The 14845-nt window shown below is 68.9% G+C and carries 13 protein-coding genes; 9 read left to right on the forward strand and 4 right to left on the reverse strand.

The features are described 5' to 3' along the window. The first annotated feature begins 22 nt into the window (after window positions 1-22). Both ACUTR7_RS22275 and ACUTR7_RS22280 read left to right on the forward strand, forming a co-directional pair. Window positions 23-382, forward strand: a complete 360-nt coding sequence (locus tag ACUTR7_RS22275; RefSeq protein ID WP_043789497.1) for an EF-hand domain-containing protein — start codon at window positions 23-25, stop codon at window positions 380-382. An 82-nt stretch (window positions 383-464) separates the two neighbouring features. Then, window positions 465-1889, forward strand: a complete 1425-nt coding sequence (locus ACUTR7_RS22280; RefSeq protein ID WP_013799978.1) for an FAD-binding oxidoreductase — start codon at window positions 465-467, stop codon at window positions 1887-1889. Here the strand turns inward: ACUTR7_RS22280 and ACUTR7_RS22285 are convergent. Beyond that, window positions 1879-2784 carry a LysR family transcriptional regulator gene (locus ACUTR7_RS22285; RefSeq protein WP_071953945.1) on the reverse strand — a complete coding sequence of 302 codons (906 nt, stop codon included), beginning with the start codon at window positions 2782-2784 and terminating at the stop codon, window positions 1879-1881. The genes ACUTR7_RS22280 and ACUTR7_RS22285 overlap by 11 nt on opposite strands. A 126-nt stretch (window positions 2785-2910) precedes the next feature. Between ACUTR7_RS22285 and ACUTR7_RS22290 the strand changes: the two genes are divergently transcribed. Together ACUTR7_RS22290 and ACUTR7_RS22295 are read left to right on the forward strand one after the other, a co-directional pair. Then, window positions 2911-4119 (forward strand): CaiB/BaiF CoA transferase family protein, encoded by a 1209-nt coding sequence (locus tag ACUTR7_RS22290; protein WP_123694843.1) that lies wholly within the window; start codon window positions 2911-2913, stop codon window positions 4117-4119. 71 nt (window positions 4120-4190) lie between these two features. Next, window positions 4191-5192 carry a Bug family tripartite tricarboxylate transporter substrate binding protein gene (locus ACUTR7_RS22295; RefSeq protein ID WP_445609853.1) on the forward strand — a complete coding sequence of 334 codons (1002 nt, stop codon included), beginning with the start codon at window positions 4191-4193 and terminating at the stop codon, window positions 5190-5192. A 451-nt stretch (window positions 5193-5643) separates the two neighbouring features. Here the strand turns inward: ACUTR7_RS22295 and ACUTR7_RS22300 are convergent, their stop codons facing one another. After that, window positions 5644-6933: a M20/M25/M40 family metallo-hydrolase gene (locus ACUTR7_RS22300; protein WP_012202000.1), complete on the reverse strand. Its 1290-nt coding sequence runs from the start codon at window positions 6931-6933 to the stop codon at window positions 5644-5646. A 157-nt stretch (window positions 6934-7090) separates the two neighbouring features. After that, the gene (locus ACUTR7_RS22305; RefSeq protein WP_043795639.1) at window positions 7091-8365 is read right to left on the reverse strand and encodes an MFS transporter; all 1275 of its coding nucleotides are present in this window, start codon (window positions 8363-8365) and stop codon (window positions 7091-7093) included. Between the two features lie 65 nt (window positions 8366-8430). Here ACUTR7_RS22305 and ACUTR7_RS22310 point away from each other — a divergent pair, with 65 nt between their 5' ends. The 5 genes from ACUTR7_RS22310 (at window position 8431) to sorU (ending at window position 12459) form a co-directional block, all read left to right on the forward strand. Further along, window positions 8431-9453: an AraC family transcriptional regulator gene (locus tag ACUTR7_RS22310; protein ID WP_071953949.1), complete on the forward strand. Its 1023-nt coding sequence runs from the start codon at window positions 8431-8433 to the stop codon at window positions 9451-9453. Window positions 9454-9551: 98 nt separating this feature from the next. Then, window positions 9552-10127 carry an RNA polymerase sigma factor gene (locus tag ACUTR7_RS22315; RefSeq protein WP_445609854.1) on the forward strand — a complete coding sequence of 192 codons (576 nt, stop codon included), beginning with the start codon at window positions 9552-9554 and terminating at the stop codon, window positions 10125-10127. Continuing rightward, complete coding sequence (locus tag ACUTR7_RS22320) at window positions 10124-10711, forward strand: hypothetical protein (protein WP_012201996.1); 588 nt, start codon at window positions 10124-10126, stop codon at window positions 10709-10711. The genes ACUTR7_RS22315 and ACUTR7_RS22320 overlap by 4 nt, the downstream gene beginning before the upstream one ends. 56 nt (window positions 10712-10767) lie before the next feature. Further along, window positions 10768-12015: a SorT family sulfite dehydrogenase catalytic subunit gene (gene sorT / locus ACUTR7_RS22325; protein WP_445609855.1), complete on the forward strand. Its 1248-nt coding sequence runs from the start codon at window positions 10768-10770 to the stop codon at window positions 12013-12015. A 96-nt stretch (window positions 12016-12111) separates the two neighbouring features. After that, window positions 12112-12459, forward strand: coding sequence for a SorU family sulfite dehydrogenase c-type cytochrome subunit (gene sorU / locus ACUTR7_RS22330; RefSeq protein WP_445609856.1), 348 nt, complete (start codon window positions 12112-12114; stop codon window positions 12457-12459). Between the two features lie 16 nt (window positions 12460-12475). On the opposite strand, the gene ACUTR7_RS22335 is transcribed toward sorU, so the two are convergent. Beyond that, window positions 12476-14776 (reverse strand): IPTL-CTERM sorting domain-containing protein, encoded by a 2301-nt coding sequence (locus ACUTR7_RS22335; RefSeq protein WP_445609857.1) that lies wholly within the window; start codon window positions 14774-14776, stop codon window positions 12476-12478. Window positions 14777-14845: the final 69 nt, after the last annotated feature.

The following is a 14845-nucleotide window of genomic DNA, read 5'->3' on the forward strand; positions in this document are numbered from 1 at the left end:
CGTTCGACAAGGAGTTCGACACATGACCTCTCAACTGCGCAAAGTCTCTGGTTTTGAAATCCGCAGCGTGATGTTGTTCGCGGCCATTTCGCTGGGCAGCGTCGCTGCCATGGCGCAGGCTCCGTCCACGGCACCGCAGCCGACGTTTGGCGGCGGCTCGGCAGCAGGCGTGCAATCTGCGCCAGCACCCGCAGCGCCAGCGGGCGGCGCCAACGAGGTGCAAGCCGCATTCGACCGCGCCGACACCAACCGGGACGGCAAGCTGAGCAAGAAGGAGGCCGAGGCCCTGCCCGCCGTGAGCAGCAATTTCGCGCAGATCGATGCCGACAAGAACGGATCGCTGTCGCGCGATGAATTCAGCAAGGCTGTCCAGCCGCGCTGACACCCGGATGCCAGGCGGCTGACCCACACGGTTGGGCGGCAGGGCCGGTGGTATTCTTTCCAGTTCCCCCTGGAGAACACCGATGAACGCCCCTGTCGCCCCCGTCCGCCTGCAGCCTGACTTCGCTCAGCGCCCCATCCCCGAAGCCTTCCTCCAAGCCCTGGCCCAGCGTTTCGGCGCCCAGTGCTCCACGGCTTTGGCGGTGCGCGAACAGCACGGCCGCGACGAGGGCGCCATCCAGGCGCCCCCGCCTGCGGCCGTGGTCTTTGCCGAAAGCACGCAGGACGTGCAGGACGCGCTGAAGCTGGCCGACCAGCATGCCGTGCCGGTCATCCCCTACGGCGCAGGCTCCTCGCTCGAAGGCCATCTGCTGGCCGTCGAGGGCGGCATCAGCCTGGACCTGAGCCGCATGAACCGCATTCTCTCGGTCAACACCGAGGATCTGACGGTCACCGTGCAGCCCGGCATCACGCGCAAGCAGCTCAACGATGCCATCAAGGACACGGGCTTCTTCTTCCCCATCGATCCCGGCGCCGATGCCTCCATCGGCGGCATGACCGCCACGCGCGCCAGCGGCACCAATGCCGTGCGCTACGGCACCATGCGCGAGAACGTGCTGGCGTTGGAACTGGTCACGGCCAGCGGCGAGCTGATGCGCACCGGCACGCGCGCCAAAAAGAGCAGCGCGGGCTACGACCTCACTCGCCTGATCGTGGGCAGCGAAGGCACGCTGGGCGTGGTCACCGAGATCACGGTGCGCCTGTACCCGCTGCCCGAGGCCGTGAGCGCGGCCATCTGTTCCTTCCCCAGCATCGAGGCCGCCGTGCGCACGGTGATCCAGACCATCCAGATGGGCGTGCCGATTGCCCGCGTGGAGCTGGTGGACGTGAACTCGGTGCGCATGGTCAACGCCTACAGCAAGCTCACGCTGCGCGAGGAGCCCATGCTGCTGATGGAGTTCCACGGCTCGCCCACGGGCGTGAAGGAGCAGGCCGAGATGGTGCAGGACATCGCAGGCGAGTTCGGCGGCAATGCCTTCGAATGGGCCGAGCGTCCAGAGGACCGCACGCGATTGTTCACGGCCCGCCACAACGCCTATTTCGCGGCTGTCTCCAGCCGCCCCGGCTGCCGCTGCATCACCACCGATGCCTGCGTGCCCATCAGCCGCCTGGCCGATGCGCTGCTGGACTCGGTGCGCGAGGCCGATGACAGCGGCATTCCCTACTTCCTCGTCGGCCACGTGGGCGACGGCAACTTCCACTTCGGCTACCTGATCGACCCGGACAACGAGGACGAGCGCTCGCGCGCCGAGCAGCTCAACCACCAGCTGGTGTCGCGCTCCATTGCCCTGGGCGGCACCTGCACGGGCGAGCATGGCGTGGGCATCCACAAGATGGATTTCCTGCGCGAGGAAGCCGGCGACGGCGCGGTGCAGATGATGCGCTCCATCAAGCAGGCGCTGGACCCGAAGAACATCCTGAACCCCGGCAAGATCTTCAGCCTCTGAGTCCCTCCGCCGCGGCCTTCTCGCGCAGGAAGTCGATCAGCGTGGTGATGGCCCGCGTCTGGTAGTGGGACGGCATGTACAGCAGGTACTGGCGCGTGGCCAGAAAGTCAAGGCTGCCCGGCGGCAGCGGCAGGCGCTCAAGCGCCCCGCTGGCCAGTTCGGCCGCCACCATGTAGCGCGGCACCACGGCCACGCCCAGGCCCTGCAGCACGGCATCGCGCAGGAAATGGAAGTTGGGCGACATCAGGCGCGGGCGTATGCGCAGCTCGGTGGGCCGGGCGCCGTTCATGCCCGCCGTGCGCAGCTTCTGGCCCGTGAGCGCCGAGGTGATCAGCGGCACGCGCTTGAGCGCCAGCAGCGAGTCGGGATGGCCATGCTGCGCCAGGAACTGCGGCGTGGCGCAGGCCTCGTAGAGCACGTCGCCGAGCTTGCAGGCCACCAGGCTTTCGGGCGGCTCGGTCATCACGCGCACGGCGAAGTCCACGGCGCCCTGCATCAGGTCCTCGATGTCGTTGTCGAAGATCACCTCCAGCGTGATGCCCGGATGCATGCGCATGAACTCCGTCAGCCAGCCCGACATCTGCAGCTGGCCGTAGCCGCTGGGCACGCTCAGCCGCACGGTGCCCTGCAGGCTCTGGCCCAGGCTGTCCACCGATTCGTCCGCCGCCATGGCTTCCTGGCGTATCGCGCGGCCATGGGCATACAGGCGCAGCCCCAGCTCGGTGGGCTCGACCTGGCGCGTGGTGCGGCGCAGCAGCTGCTGGCCGATCTGGCGCTCGAACTGGTTGAGCCGATGGCTGACGTTGGCGCGGCTCATGCCCAGGCGCACGGCGGCGCGGCTCAGGTTGCCGGCTTCGATGATGTCCACCAGCAGGGACAGTCCGCCCAGATCCATTGTCAAACCTCAGTACACACAATGTCCATTTTTTAGCACGATTGTCAAAGTCCATAAACGAATGAAGAATGCGGGCCTGCCCGGGCTCTGGCCCGTTGCGGTTTTCGTGGTTCGACAAGGTTTCGCATGAGTGCTCTCCCCTCTTCCCTGCCGCTGGACGGCGTGCGCGTCCTGGATCTTTCGCGCGTGCTGGCCGGCCCCATGTGCGCCATGGCGCTGGCCGACCTGGGCGCCGATGTCGTCAAGGTCGAGCACCCGGGCCGCGGCGACGACACGCGCGACTGGGGCGTGCGCGTGGGCCAGCGCAACACCTCCTACTTCAACAGCGCCAACCGCAACAAGCGCTCGGTCACGCTGGACCTGCAGGCCGAAGAGGGCCTGCGCATCGCACGCGAGCTGGCGGCCGACAGCGATGTGGTCATCCAGAACTTCAAGGTCGGCGGCGCCGAGAAGCTGGGGCTGGGCTACGAGCAGCTGTCGCAGCTGAACCCGCGCCTGGTGTACTGCTCCATCTCGGGCTACTCGCGCAGCGGCCCCGAGGCCACGCGGCCCGGCTACGACCTGGTGGTGCAGGGCGAGTCCGGCATCATGGCCATGAACGGCGAGCAGGGCCAGGGCCCGCTGAAGTTCGGCGTGGCCGCCGTGGACATGTTCACGGGCATGTACTCGGCCCAGGCCATCCTGGCCGCGCTCTACGAGCGCGAGCGCAGCGGGCGCGGTCGCCATGTGCAGATGGCCCTGTACGACTGCGGCCTGATGATCACCAGCTACTACGGCATGGAGGCCTTGCTCAAGGCCGGCGACCCGCCCAAGTTCGGCAACGCCCATCCGTCCATCGTGCCTTACGGCGTGTTCGAGGCGGCCGACGGCCCGCTGGTCATCACCGTGGGCAACAACGGCCAGTTCCAGCGCTTTTGCACCGACGTCATCGCCAAGCCCGAGTGGGCCGCCGACGAACGCTTTGCCACCAATACCGCACGCTCGGCAAACCGCGAGCTGCTGATGCCGCTGGTGCAGGCCGAGCTGCTGCGCTTCACGCGCGCCCAACTGCTCGAATGCCTGACGGCCGCGCAGATTCCCTGCGGCGAGGTGCTGGGCCTGTTCGAGGCCCTGAACTCGCAGCGCACGGCCGACGCCGGCCTGCTGCACCGCTTCGAGGACAGCGAGGCCGGCAGCCAGTCCGTGCTGGCCCCGCCCTATGCGCTGGACGGCCAGCGCCTGCCCGTGCGCCGCCCGCCGCCGCACCAGGGCGAACACACCGACGAGGTGCTGCAGCAGCGCCTGGGCCTGGACGAACAGGCCCGCGCCGAACTGCGCGCCAAAAACATCATCTGAGAGCGCGCAGACGTTCCCACCCAGACCGCTCCACGGCTCTCATTTCCACCCCTTCCCGCTTGAGGAGACATATGACTTCCACCCCCTTCCAGGCCTCGCGCCGCCAGATCCTTTCCGCCGCCTGCGCCACCGCCATCGCCACGCTGGCCCCCGCCGCCCGGGCCCAGAACCAGTGGCCCGACAAGCTGATCAAGCTGACCGTGGCCTTCCCGCCCGGCGGCCCCACCGACACGGCCGCGCGCATCGTCGCGCAGCGCCTGACCGAGCGCCTGGGCCAGACCATCGTCATCGACAACCGCCCCGGCGCCTCGGGCTCGGTGGGCACGGCGGCCTTCATCAAGTCGCAGCCCGACGGCTACTCGCTGTCCATGTTCGGCATGCCCGCGCTGCTGGCGCCCATGCTGTTCAACAACAACCTGTACGACGTGCGCAAGGACTTCCTGCCCGTGGCCACGGTCTATGACCTGCCCATGGCCATCGTCATCAACCCGCGCGAGCTGCCGGACGTGACCAACCTGCAGCAGCTGATCGAGCACGCCAAGAAGGCCAAGCCGGCGCTGAACTACACCAGCTCGGGCACGGGCAGCTTCGGCCACCTGTCCATGGAGCAGCTCAAGGACCTGGGCGGCTTCGACATGCAGCACGTGCCCTACCGCGGCAGCGCGCCGGCCGTGACCGACCTGATCGGCGGCCAGATCGCCGTGATGTTCGCCGACGTGGTCGCGGCCCTGCCCCACATCCAGGCCGGCAAGCTGCGCGCCATTGCCGTCAGCTCGCAAAAGGCCAAGCAGCTGCTGCCCAATGTGAAGTCGGTGGCCGAGCAGGGCTTCCCCGGCTTCGACGCCGACACCTGGGGCGGCCTGATCGCCCCGCTGAACACGCCGCCCGCCGTGGTCCAGCGCCTGAACCAGGAGCTCAAGCTCATCCTGGCCGAGCCCGAGCTGCAAAAGAAGATGCTGGCCGCAGGCGCCATCGCCACCTACCAGGACGGCGCGGCCATGAAGGCGCGCCTGAATGCCGACTTCACGCGCTGGAGCAAGATCGCCAAGGACAAGAACATCTCTTCGCAGTAAAGAACACAGAGCGCCCCACGATGCGCCTTCAGGGCATGCCGCAAGGCATGCCCTTTTTTGCGTCCGCAAATGCTGGGCGCCTGTTGTTCACTCCCGTATGGCCGCGCCTGCGGCGTGGTGGTTGCGGGGTTGCAGTCCTGCCGAAGGACAGGACTGCTTCGTCAACTGACTCGCTGCGGTTGTCTGAGCGGAGTTCACGCAGTGAACGCAGCGAGTTCCGCAGCGAACCCCGCAACCGCCACGACGCAGGTTGCCCGCAGCGAAGCGGAGGGTCGCGGACGTCCGGGTCGCCTTCTTTGACCTGACCTTTCTTGGCGAAACAAGAAAGGGCAGTCGGCTGCCGGGCCGAAACCCGGCCTCGAAAAACAACCACCCGGCAGGGTCAGAAAAAGCGACTCAAGCCACCGTCTGGCTTTGGCTTAACGCAGGAGTGCAGCCTGATAGCCAACCCTTACTTGGAAAGGTCCATGATCATGCGCGTGGCCAGGTACAGGCGCGGCACGATGGTGTTCAGCTGCACATACTCCGCATCATTGGAGTGCGCGCCGTAGCCGCTCAGGCCAAAGCCCTCGATGACGGCACCCTTGGCCTTGAGCGCCGCAAACGCCGCGTCGGTGCCGCCGCCCGTGGCCTTTTCCATCACGCTCATCTTCAGGCCCAGCTCATCGCTGTAGATGGTCTGCGCCTGTTTGGCCAAGCTGCGCGAGGCCTCGTTGGCCTCCAGCGGCGGGCGGCGCACTTCGAACTTGAGCTGCACCTTGCTGGCGTCCAGCAGCTTGTGGCCCACCTTGGCCTGCATGGCCTGCTCCAGCGCCGTGAAGTCGGCCACGCGCAGCGCGCGGGCGTCGGCCTGGGCCGTGGCCTCGGCGGGAATGACGTTGCGGTTGGTGCCGGCCTTGGCCACGGTCCAGTTGAGCTTGAGGCCGGTCTCGGGCTTGGACAGGTCCTTCATCTGCAGCAGCTGGTGCGACAGCTCGTACAGCGCGTTCACGCCGTCCTCGGGCTTGGCGCCCGCGTGCGAGGCCTTGCCCTCGACCTTGAGGTAGGCCGCGCCGATGCCGCTGGTGGCCAGGCGCACGCCGCCGTCGGTGCCGCCGCCTTCGAACGAGAAGACCGCATCCTGCTCGGCGCCCATGCGCGTGATGGTGCTGCGCGCGCCGGGCGAGCTGATTTCCTCGTCGCTGTTCATCAGCACGGTCAGCGTGCCGTAGTTGTCGAAGCCCAGCTGGCGCAGCATGGCCACGGTGTGCAGGATCAGGGCCACGCCCTGCTTGTCGTCGGCAATGCCCAGGCCGTAGGCGCGCTCGCCGTCGATGCGAAACGGCTGGTCCTTGAGCATGCCGCGCAGGTAGACCGTGTCCATGTGGGCGATCAGCATGATGCGGCTGGTGCCCTTGCCCTTGAACTCGGCATGCACCATGGGACCGATCTTCTCGGGCGTGTCACCCAGCCGGTAGACGTCGGTGGGCTGCAGGATCTCGACCTTGCCGCCCTGCTCGCGCAGCTTGCCGGCCACGTAGTTGGCGATCTGCTCCACGCCCTCCATGTCCTTGCTGCCCGACTCGATGTGCACCAGGTCGCGCAGCGTGTCCAGCAAGGGCTGCTGGTGCTTTTGCGCCAGCGCCTGGATATCTGCCTTGGGCGCAGCCAGGGCACTGCCGGACAGGCCGGCCATGGCAAGGGCCAGCGCCAGCGGGGCGCTGCGGAACATGAGGGAAAGCGGTGCGAAGGCGGAACGCATGGACAGGTCTCCTGTGTTGAAAAAGTTGTGCCTGCACGATAGCAGGCGCCGCGCAGGGCGCACGCAATTGCCGTGCCTGTTTTGTTCATCTCACCGCCCAAAGCAAAGGCCCCGCAAGCCTTGGCCTGCGGGGCCTTGTGGGGAGCGAGACCCGGGATCAGCCCGCGCTCAGCGCCATGCCGCCCTTCTTGCTCACGCCATCGCCCACGACCACGGCCGACACCACGCTCAGCACCAGGGCAATGGCCGATCCGTAGAACACGCCGTGGCTCATGCCGTGGTCCAGCATGTAGCCGAACACCGGCGCGGCCAGGCAAAAGCCCAGGTCCAGGCCCGAATACACCGTGCCGTAGACGCGGCCCGTGGCGCCGGGGGGCGCGGCGCGCTTGATCAGCATGTCGCGCGAGGGGCCGGCCAGGCCCGTGCCCAGGCCCGCGATGGAGGCCACCGCCACGGCCGCCATGGCCGGCAGCCAGCCCGTGCCGACCAGGAACAGCGCAACACCCGAGCCCAGCATGCAGATGGAGATCACCTTCTCCAGCCGCTGCACGCGGCCCACGAGGAAGCCGCCGGCCAGCATGCCTGCCGCGCCGCAGAGCATGTAGCCCGTGACGATCAGCGCCGTCACGCTCAGCGGCAGTCCGTACATGGACTGCATGGCGGGGCTGGCAAAGCTCTGGATGGCGCTGAGCGCGCAGGTGCTCCAGAAGAAGAACGAGAAGCACAGCCAGACCGAGGGCAGCTTCAGGAAGGCCATGGGATGCTCCTGCGGCACGGCGGCCGCAGCGGCGCGCGCCGCGGGGGCCTGGGCATCGGCCGCACGGTCGTCCAGCGCCTCGCGGTTGAGCACCATGATGGTGAGGATGACGGCGGCCAGGGCCGCGCCGCACAGGCAGGCCAGGCGCCAAGAGCCCGTGGCCGTGGTGATGCCCGCCATGAACAGCGGCGCCAGCGCCCAGCCGATATTGCCCGACAGGCCGTGCACCGAGAACGCATGGCCGATGCGCTTGGCCGACACGCGCTTGTTGAGGATGGTGAAGTCCACCGGGTGGAAGGGCGCATTGCCCAGGCCCGCGAAAAAGGCTGCCAGCAGCAGCATTCCATAGCCCTGTGCCAGGCTGGCGACCACGCCCGCCACGGTGAAGCTGCCCAGCGCCGCAAACAGAATGGGGCGCGCGCCGAAGCGGTCCACGGCAAAGCCGGCCATGGCCTGTCCCACGCCGGAGACCACGAAGAACAGCGACACCATCACGCTGAGTTCGGCATAGCTGTAGCCGAACTCGGCGATCAGCCATGGAAACAGCGGCGGCAGCAGCAGGTGGAAGAAATGCGAGGAACCATGCGCCAGGCCGATCAGGCCGATGGTGCGCACATCGCTGCGCAGCGGGTCCGGAGCCACGGCGTCCGGCATGGAAGAAGAAGAGGCGGTCATGGGCCGCATCTTAGGCAGCAGCGTTTCGTCTTGTATGCGATAGTCTGCCAACTTCTGTCGCAAACATGCCAAAGCCTGTCTCCACGCCCGGCACCCCTGCCCACACCCTTGCCGACCCTTCTGCCGACACCCTGCCCAGCGCCTGCCCCGCAGCCGCACTGCGGTCGGTGCGCAGGGCCCGGCCAATGGAGCCGGTCGAGGCCCTGCATCCGCACCTGTTCGTGCCCACGCCCCAGCGCCCCGTGCGCGCCAAGCAGCACCGCCTGTCGGCACGCACGCGCGTCATACCGCACAGCCACAGCTGGGCACAGATCGCCATCTCGCTGGACGGCGTGCTGCACCTGTCGGCCCCCCAGGGCACGCTGATCGCACCGCCGTCCAAGGCCGTGTGGATTCCGCCCGGCCTGGTCCACGCCGTGGCCATGGTCGAGGAAGCCGATCTCGTCTCCATCTACGTGCTGCAGGACGATCCGGCCCAGGGCCCCGTGCTGCCGGACCTCCCGTCCTGCGGCGTGGCCTGCAACCCGCAGGACTGGGCACGCTGCCGCGTGCTGGAGGTTTCGCCGCTGATGCGCGAGCTGATCACGGCCCTGCCCAAGCAAAGCGATGACCAGCCCGCCCCGGACGCCGCCACCCTGCAGCGCGAGCACCATCTGAGCGCCCTGCTGCTGGAAGAGCTTCGCCGCGCCAGCGAAGTCCACCTTGGCGTGAACATGCCCCAGGACAAGCGGCTACGCATGCTCTGCGAGGCCGTGGTGGCCGACCCCACCCAGCACGAGAGCCTGGCCGACTGGGCGGCAGACACCGGCGCCAGCCCGCGCACCGTGGCCCGGCTGTTCCAGCAGCAGCTGGGCTGCAGCTTCACCACCTGGCGCCAGCAAGTCGTGCTGGCCCATGGCCTGAGCCTGGCCGCGCGCGGCCTGCCCATACAGCAGATCGCCGCCGAGCTGGGCTACAGCCCCAGCGCCTTCAGCGCCATGGTGCACCGCACGGTGGGCATGCCCCCGGCACGGTTCTTCGGGCAGCAGGCCGGCTCCGCTGCCCACAGGGTCGGAACAGGCGCTGTATCGCGGCCGACCAGGGAATGACAGGGAACCATCGCCTCTTCGCGATAGCTGATCCGATATAGGGTTTGCCGATAGGCAGGCCATGGAATGCGGCGGCGCCCTGCGTGCTCTTATGCCGCATGATCTCCACCGCCGAGTCGCGCTACAACCAGTGGGTGCGCGAGCACTACCGATTCCTGCTGCGCAGCGCCTGGGCGCTGACCGGCTCGCGCGCGCTGGCCGAGGACGTGGTGCAGGACTGCTTCACCAGCGCCTGGCGCTTTCGCCACCAGCTGCGCGAGGCCGCAATGGCACGGGCCTGGCTGTTCCAGATCATGCGCCGCCATGCCTTCCGGCACCTTGCGCCATCGGCCCATCTGGTCAGCGATGACGAGGCGCTGGACCAGCATCCCGCCCCCACTCCCTCGCCTTCGGCGCTGGACGACCGGCTCGACGTGGTCAAGGCGCTGTCGCGCATCGCGCCCATCCACCGCGAGGTGCTGGTGCTCTATTACTTCGACGACATGCCCACGGCCCAGATGGCCGAGGCCCTGGACATTGCGCCGGGCACGGTGCTGTCGCGCCTGTCACGCGCCCGCGATGCGCTGAAGGCGGCGCTGGAGCAGGCGGCCCCGGCGCCTGCTCCAGAGACTGCCAGCGTGATTCCGCTGCGCCCCGCCCCGCTGCGCGCCACACGATACCAAGGCTTGAAATGACTGCCCCGGACACGACCGACGAATCGGCCTTCGACCTGCGCGCACGCGCCGAACTGGCCCTGGCCTTCGACCCCGGGCCGCACGGCGAGCCGCCCGCCCATCTGCTGCGCCACACGCCCTGGCATGCGCGCAGCGGCGTGCGCCGCCTGATCGCCGCGCTGCTGGTGGGCAGCTCGGCCGCCACCGCCGTGTTTGCCATGCGCCCGCCCGAACTGGTGCGCGCCGCCATCGAGCACGAGTACTACGAGCGCACGCTGCGCGGCAGCTTCATGCCCGAGGCCGAGGTCGCGCGCCGCATGGACCTGCCGGCCGGCGAGAAGCTGCCCGGCTACACCCAGCTGATGCGGCCCTGCGATATCGACGGCACGCGCGCCTACCACCTGACCACCTTCTTCGAGAAGGGCGGCATCGTCACCGTGCTGGCCTTCGACCAGCCCCAGCGCCTGGCCGATGGCCAGGGCTGGTGGGCCAACATGCACTGGCAGGTCGTTCGCTCGCGCGAAGGCCGGCCGCTGGTGCTCGTGGCCCAGAAGAAACAGGCCCTGGCCGTGGCCAGCAAGGCCCTGGGCACCCCTGCCCCATGAGATGCCCCATGAGACGCCATGACACGCCCCCTGACAACCACCACGAGGAGACAACCATGAACCACTTGCCGACATCGCCCACCTCCCCCGCGCGCCGCAGCCTGCTGGCCGGCAGCGCCAGCGCACTGGCCGCCGCAGGCCTGGCCGGCCTGCACCAGGGCGCATTGGCCCAAGCCCAGGCCCAGGCACCCGCAGCTGCGGCAGCACCGGCCGCCAAGCCCCTGCCCGGCTACGCGGGCTGGAAGAAGGCCGATGCCCTCATCGTCCACAGCTCCACCACCATAGAGACGCGGCGCGGCGCCTTCGGCACCAGCGTGATCACGCCCAGCGACCAGCTCTATGTGCGCAACAACCTGCCCACGCCGCCCGAATCCATCGTGGCCGACCGCGATGCCTGGCAGCTGCAGGTGGAGGGCGTGCGCCAGCCCCGCAGCCTCAGCGTGCGCGAGCTCAAGTCCCTGGGACTGGAGACCGTGGCCATGGTGCTGCAGTGCTCGGGCAATGGCCGGGCTTTCTTTCCCAGCAAGCCCAGCGGCACGGCCTGGACCGTGGGTGCGGCCGGCTGCGTGGTCTGGAGCGGCGTGCCCGTGCGCGAGGTGGTCAAGGCCCTGGGCGGTGTGTCAGACGGCGGTCTCTACATGACGGGCACGGGCGGCGAGGTGCTGCCCGCAGGGCTGGACCCCAAGAGCGTCATCGTCGAGCGCTCGGTGCCGCTGTCGGCCATGGAAGACGCCCTGCTGGCATGGGAGATGAACGGCGAGCCCGTCCCGCTGGCCCATGGTGGGCCGCTGCGCCTGATCGTGCCCGGCTACACGGGCGTGAACAACATCAAGTACATCAAGCAGCTGGCCTTCACGCCGCGCGAGAGCGAGGCCCACATCATGTCCCACGGCTACCGCATCTCGCCACCCGGCAGCAAGGGCGACCCGAGCCAGCCCTCGGTGCAGGAGATGAGCGTCAAGTCCTGGATCAACTCGCCCCTGCCCGAGGACGGCGGGCAGGCCGCCGGCCTGGTGCAGATCCACGGCGTGGCCTTTGGCGGCATGGACGCCGTCAAGGGCGTGGAGGTGTCCACGGACGGCGGCAAGAGCTGGCAGGCCGCGCGCCTGGTCGGCCCCGACCTGGGCAAGTACGCCTGGCGCCAGTTCGTGCTGCAGGCGCGCCTGCCCAAGGGCACGCATGTGCTGGCCAGCCGCGCCACCGACGCGCGCGGCCGGGTCCAGCCCGAGACGCGCGGTGAAAACCAGAGTGGCTACAACAACACCAGCTGGGCCGACCACGCCGTGACCGTCACCGTGGCCTGAGCACGGCCCGCGCGCTCATCCCGCCACCCCTTCTCTTCACTCCCGTCACTTCCCGCACACGGCGCCAGACCGTGGCGGGCCCGTACCCCCATTGCCATGTTCACGATGAAACACCTGATCCACACCGCCCTGCTGGGAAGCACTTTGCTCGGCAGCGCCCTGCTGTCCGCCTCCGCCTTTGCCGATGAAGCGGCCCAGATGGCCCTGGGCAAGAAGCTGTTCGCCACGGCCACGCCCGCCTGCGCGCTGTGCCACACGCTCAAGGACGCGGGCGCCGAGGGCGCCATCGGCCCCGTGCTCGACGAGCTCAAGCCCGACGCCGCGCGCGTGGCGCGCGCACTGCGCGACGGCATAGGCGCCATGCCCTCGTTCAAGGCCACGCTCAGCGAGGCCGAGATCGCCGCGCTGTCGCTCTACGTGAGCAAGGCCAGCGCGAAGAAGTAGAGGCAGGCCGCCGTGCTCAGTCCCGCACGGCGCCCGGGCGGCGGCGCTGCCGCCAGGCAGCCAGCCCGCCCAGCATCAGGGTCAGGCCAGCCAGGCCCGCCGTGCCCAGCGCGGGAATCTGCTGCACCCCTGTGGCGCCCGCCAGGCGTGACTGCAGATACCAGTGGCTGCCCACCTGCACCAGCTGGTAGCTGTAGCCTCCGGCCTGCAGCGGCGCCGCCAGCACGAAGGCACCTGCAGGCGATGCCGCACCATTGACCTGCACGACCAAAATACCGTTGCCCGCGGTCGCCGCGCCCAGGCCTGCGGCGTTGGCAATGTCCAGGCGCGTGGGCGCACCTGCCGTCACGCTGCCGTTCACCACCAGGCGGTCGCTGGGCGACGCTTCATTGCCCAGTTGCGCGGCCATGGCCAGCACGCCGCCGCCGCTGTAGTTGCCTGTCACGCTCAGCGTGGTGCCGGGTACGGCCGGAGCGCCGTTCCTGGGAAGGCGCACCGTGCCCGCGTTCACCAGGCTGGCCACGGTCTGGGCCAGGCCGTCGAGATCCAGTACGCCCGAAGCCTGCACCTCATGGGCCGAAACGCTGGTCAGCACATTGGCAGCGCCGGCACGCAGACTGCCGCCCTGGACCGTGGTGGCGCCGCCGTAGCTGCCCGCAGCTTCCAGCACCAGCGTGCCGGTGCCAGCCTTGGCCAGGCCACCCGGGCCGGACAGCACCAATGCCACCGTCGCCGTCGCGCCGCTGGCCACGTTGACCGTGTTGGCTCCCGCGCCCTGCAATCCCAGGGTCGCACCCTGGAGGCGGTAGCCATCGACATCGAACTGCATGCCGGTAATGCCGATGGCCCCCGCACCGGCATCCGCCGTCACCACACCGGCCAGGCCCTGGAACCGGGCCACGGTGGGGTTGGGTTGATAAGGGCCGTTGAGCGCGCCGCCCGCGCCGGTCCAGTTGCGGCCATCGGCGCGCCAGACGCCCGTGCCGCCGTTGACCACGTTGTTGTCCCTGAGCGCGGCATTGCCACCATCCCAATAGCCCAGGGCCACGCCGACCGTGGAAAGCAGGTTCACCTGCCCGGGCACCGAAGTCTGCAGGGTCAGGTTGTCCGCCACCACGCCTGCGGGCAGCGCGCCGAAGGCCAGGCTCCCGGCCAGCGTGCCGCGATAGTCGAACAGCCGGTACACGCCTGCGCCAAAGCCGCCCAGGTCATTGATGCCAAGCGTGCCGCCCAGCGTGAGATTGCCGTTCACATCGAACAAGGCCGTGGCCGAAGGCGCTCCCAGGCCCGCCTGTACCACCGCACCGCTGCCCAGCGTGGCCAGGCCTGCAACGCTGAGCTTGCGGCCTTGCTGGCCCAGCAGCACGCCGCCGGCGGTCTGGTCCAGGTCGCCAGAGACCGTGCCCGCCCCGGTCACCACGCCGGAGCCGCTGGCCGTGACGGTGCCGCCCTGCGTGCCATCGACATCCAGCTGCCCGCCCGTGACCGACGCCGTGCCGCCAAGCGCATTGGCGACCACCAGCCGCCCCCCGGAGACCGCGGTGCTGCCCGAGAAACCGGAGCTGTCGGCCGACAGCGTGGTCGTGCCGGCCTGATGGGTGATGCGGTGCGTGCCGGGATCGACGCTGAACAGCGCAAGCGCAAAGCCCAGGTTGGCACCCGTGTGGTTGAAATGCAGGGTGCCGGTCCCCAGGCTGAAGTCGATGCGGGCCGCATCGACCACGCCGGGCGCCATGGCGGCGTCGGCCGGTCCACCGCCCACCTGGAGGGTTCCGACAGCGCCCGGGTCAGCATCCATGGTGATGGTCCCGGCGCCCCCCTGCACAGACAGCGCACCACCATCGCGCACGGTGACCGTGCCCGTTCCGTTGAAGCTGGTGAAGAAATCCTGGGTGCTGCGCCAGGCCGAGCCTGTTCCACTGATCGTCGCCGTGCCCACGCCTTCAGGGACATCGCCCAAAGCACCCACCACACCTGACACCACGCCCCCATCTTCGACCTTCAAGGTGCCTGTGCCCCTGCCACCAATCACGAGATTGCCTGAACCGTTCCACGTGGAACCCGGGCCCCGGACGGTGACCGTGCCATTGCTGCCCAGGTCGTAGCCCACGGTGCCGACCCCGGAGTGGGTCACTGAGCCACCGCTGTCCATGGTGAGCGTTCCCGTGCCCGTACTGCCGACGTGCAGCGTGGTGCCCGCATTCCAGCTGGGCGAGGGGTTGGGCACCTGGACAGGCACCACATCGCCGGTGGACGTGACCGTCTGGGCCTGCGCCTGGGTGCAGCACAAGGCCACGCCCCATGCCAGGATTTTCAACACGGACCGAGGGGGCACAGGCAGCGAAGAAGAAGACGAACGCATGCGGCTGCGGGCCGTGCATGCACG

The organism is Delftia sp. NA_296.1 (genome assembly GCF_052692095.1).

What these genes read in the sequence shown, in the direction of transcription:
- ACUTR7_RS22275 (WP_043789497.1), top strand. Translation starts at nt 23, where the DNA reads ATGACCTCTCAACTGCGCAAAGTCTCTGGTTTTGAAATCCGCAGCGTG.
- ACUTR7_RS22280 (WP_013799978.1), top strand. Translation starts at nt 465, where the DNA reads ATGAACGCCCCTGTCGCCCCCGTCCGCCTGCAGCCTGACTTCGCTCAG.
- ACUTR7_RS22285 (WP_071953945.1), bottom strand. Translation starts at nt 2,784, where the DNA reads ATGGATCTGGGCGGACTGTCCCTGCTGGTGGACATCATCGAAGCCGGC.
- ACUTR7_RS22290 (WP_123694843.1), top strand. Translation starts at nt 2,911, where the DNA reads ATGAGTGCTCTCCCCTCTTCCCTGCCGCTGGACGGCGTGCGCGTCCTG.
- ACUTR7_RS22295 (WP_445609853.1), top strand. Translation starts at nt 4,191, where the DNA reads ATGACTTCCACCCCCTTCCAGGCCTCGCGCCGCCAGATCCTTTCCGCC.
- ACUTR7_RS22300 (WP_012202000.1), bottom strand. Translation starts at nt 6,933, where the DNA reads ATGCGTTCCGCCTTCGCACCGCTTTCCCTCATGTTCCGCAGCGCCCCG.
- ACUTR7_RS22305 (WP_043795639.1), bottom strand. Translation starts at nt 8,365, where the DNA reads ATGACCGCCTCTTCTTCTTCCATGCCGGACGCCGTGGCTCCGGACCCG.
- ACUTR7_RS22310 (WP_071953949.1), top strand. Translation starts at nt 8,431, where the DNA reads ATGCCAAAGCCTGTCTCCACGCCCGGCACCCCTGCCCACACCCTTGCC.
- ACUTR7_RS22315 (WP_445609854.1), top strand. Translation starts at nt 9,552, where the DNA reads ATGATCTCCACCGCCGAGTCGCGCTACAACCAGTGGGTGCGCGAGCAC.
- ACUTR7_RS22320 (WP_012201996.1), top strand. Translation starts at nt 10,124, where the DNA reads ATGACTGCCCCGGACACGACCGACGAATCGGCCTTCGACCTGCGCGCA.
- sorT (WP_445609855.1), top strand. Translation starts at nt 10,768, where the DNA reads ATGAACCACTTGCCGACATCGCCCACCTCCCCCGCGCGCCGCAGCCTG.
- sorU (WP_445609856.1), top strand. Translation starts at nt 12,112, where the DNA reads ATGTTCACGATGAAACACCTGATCCACACCGCCCTGCTGGGAAGCACT.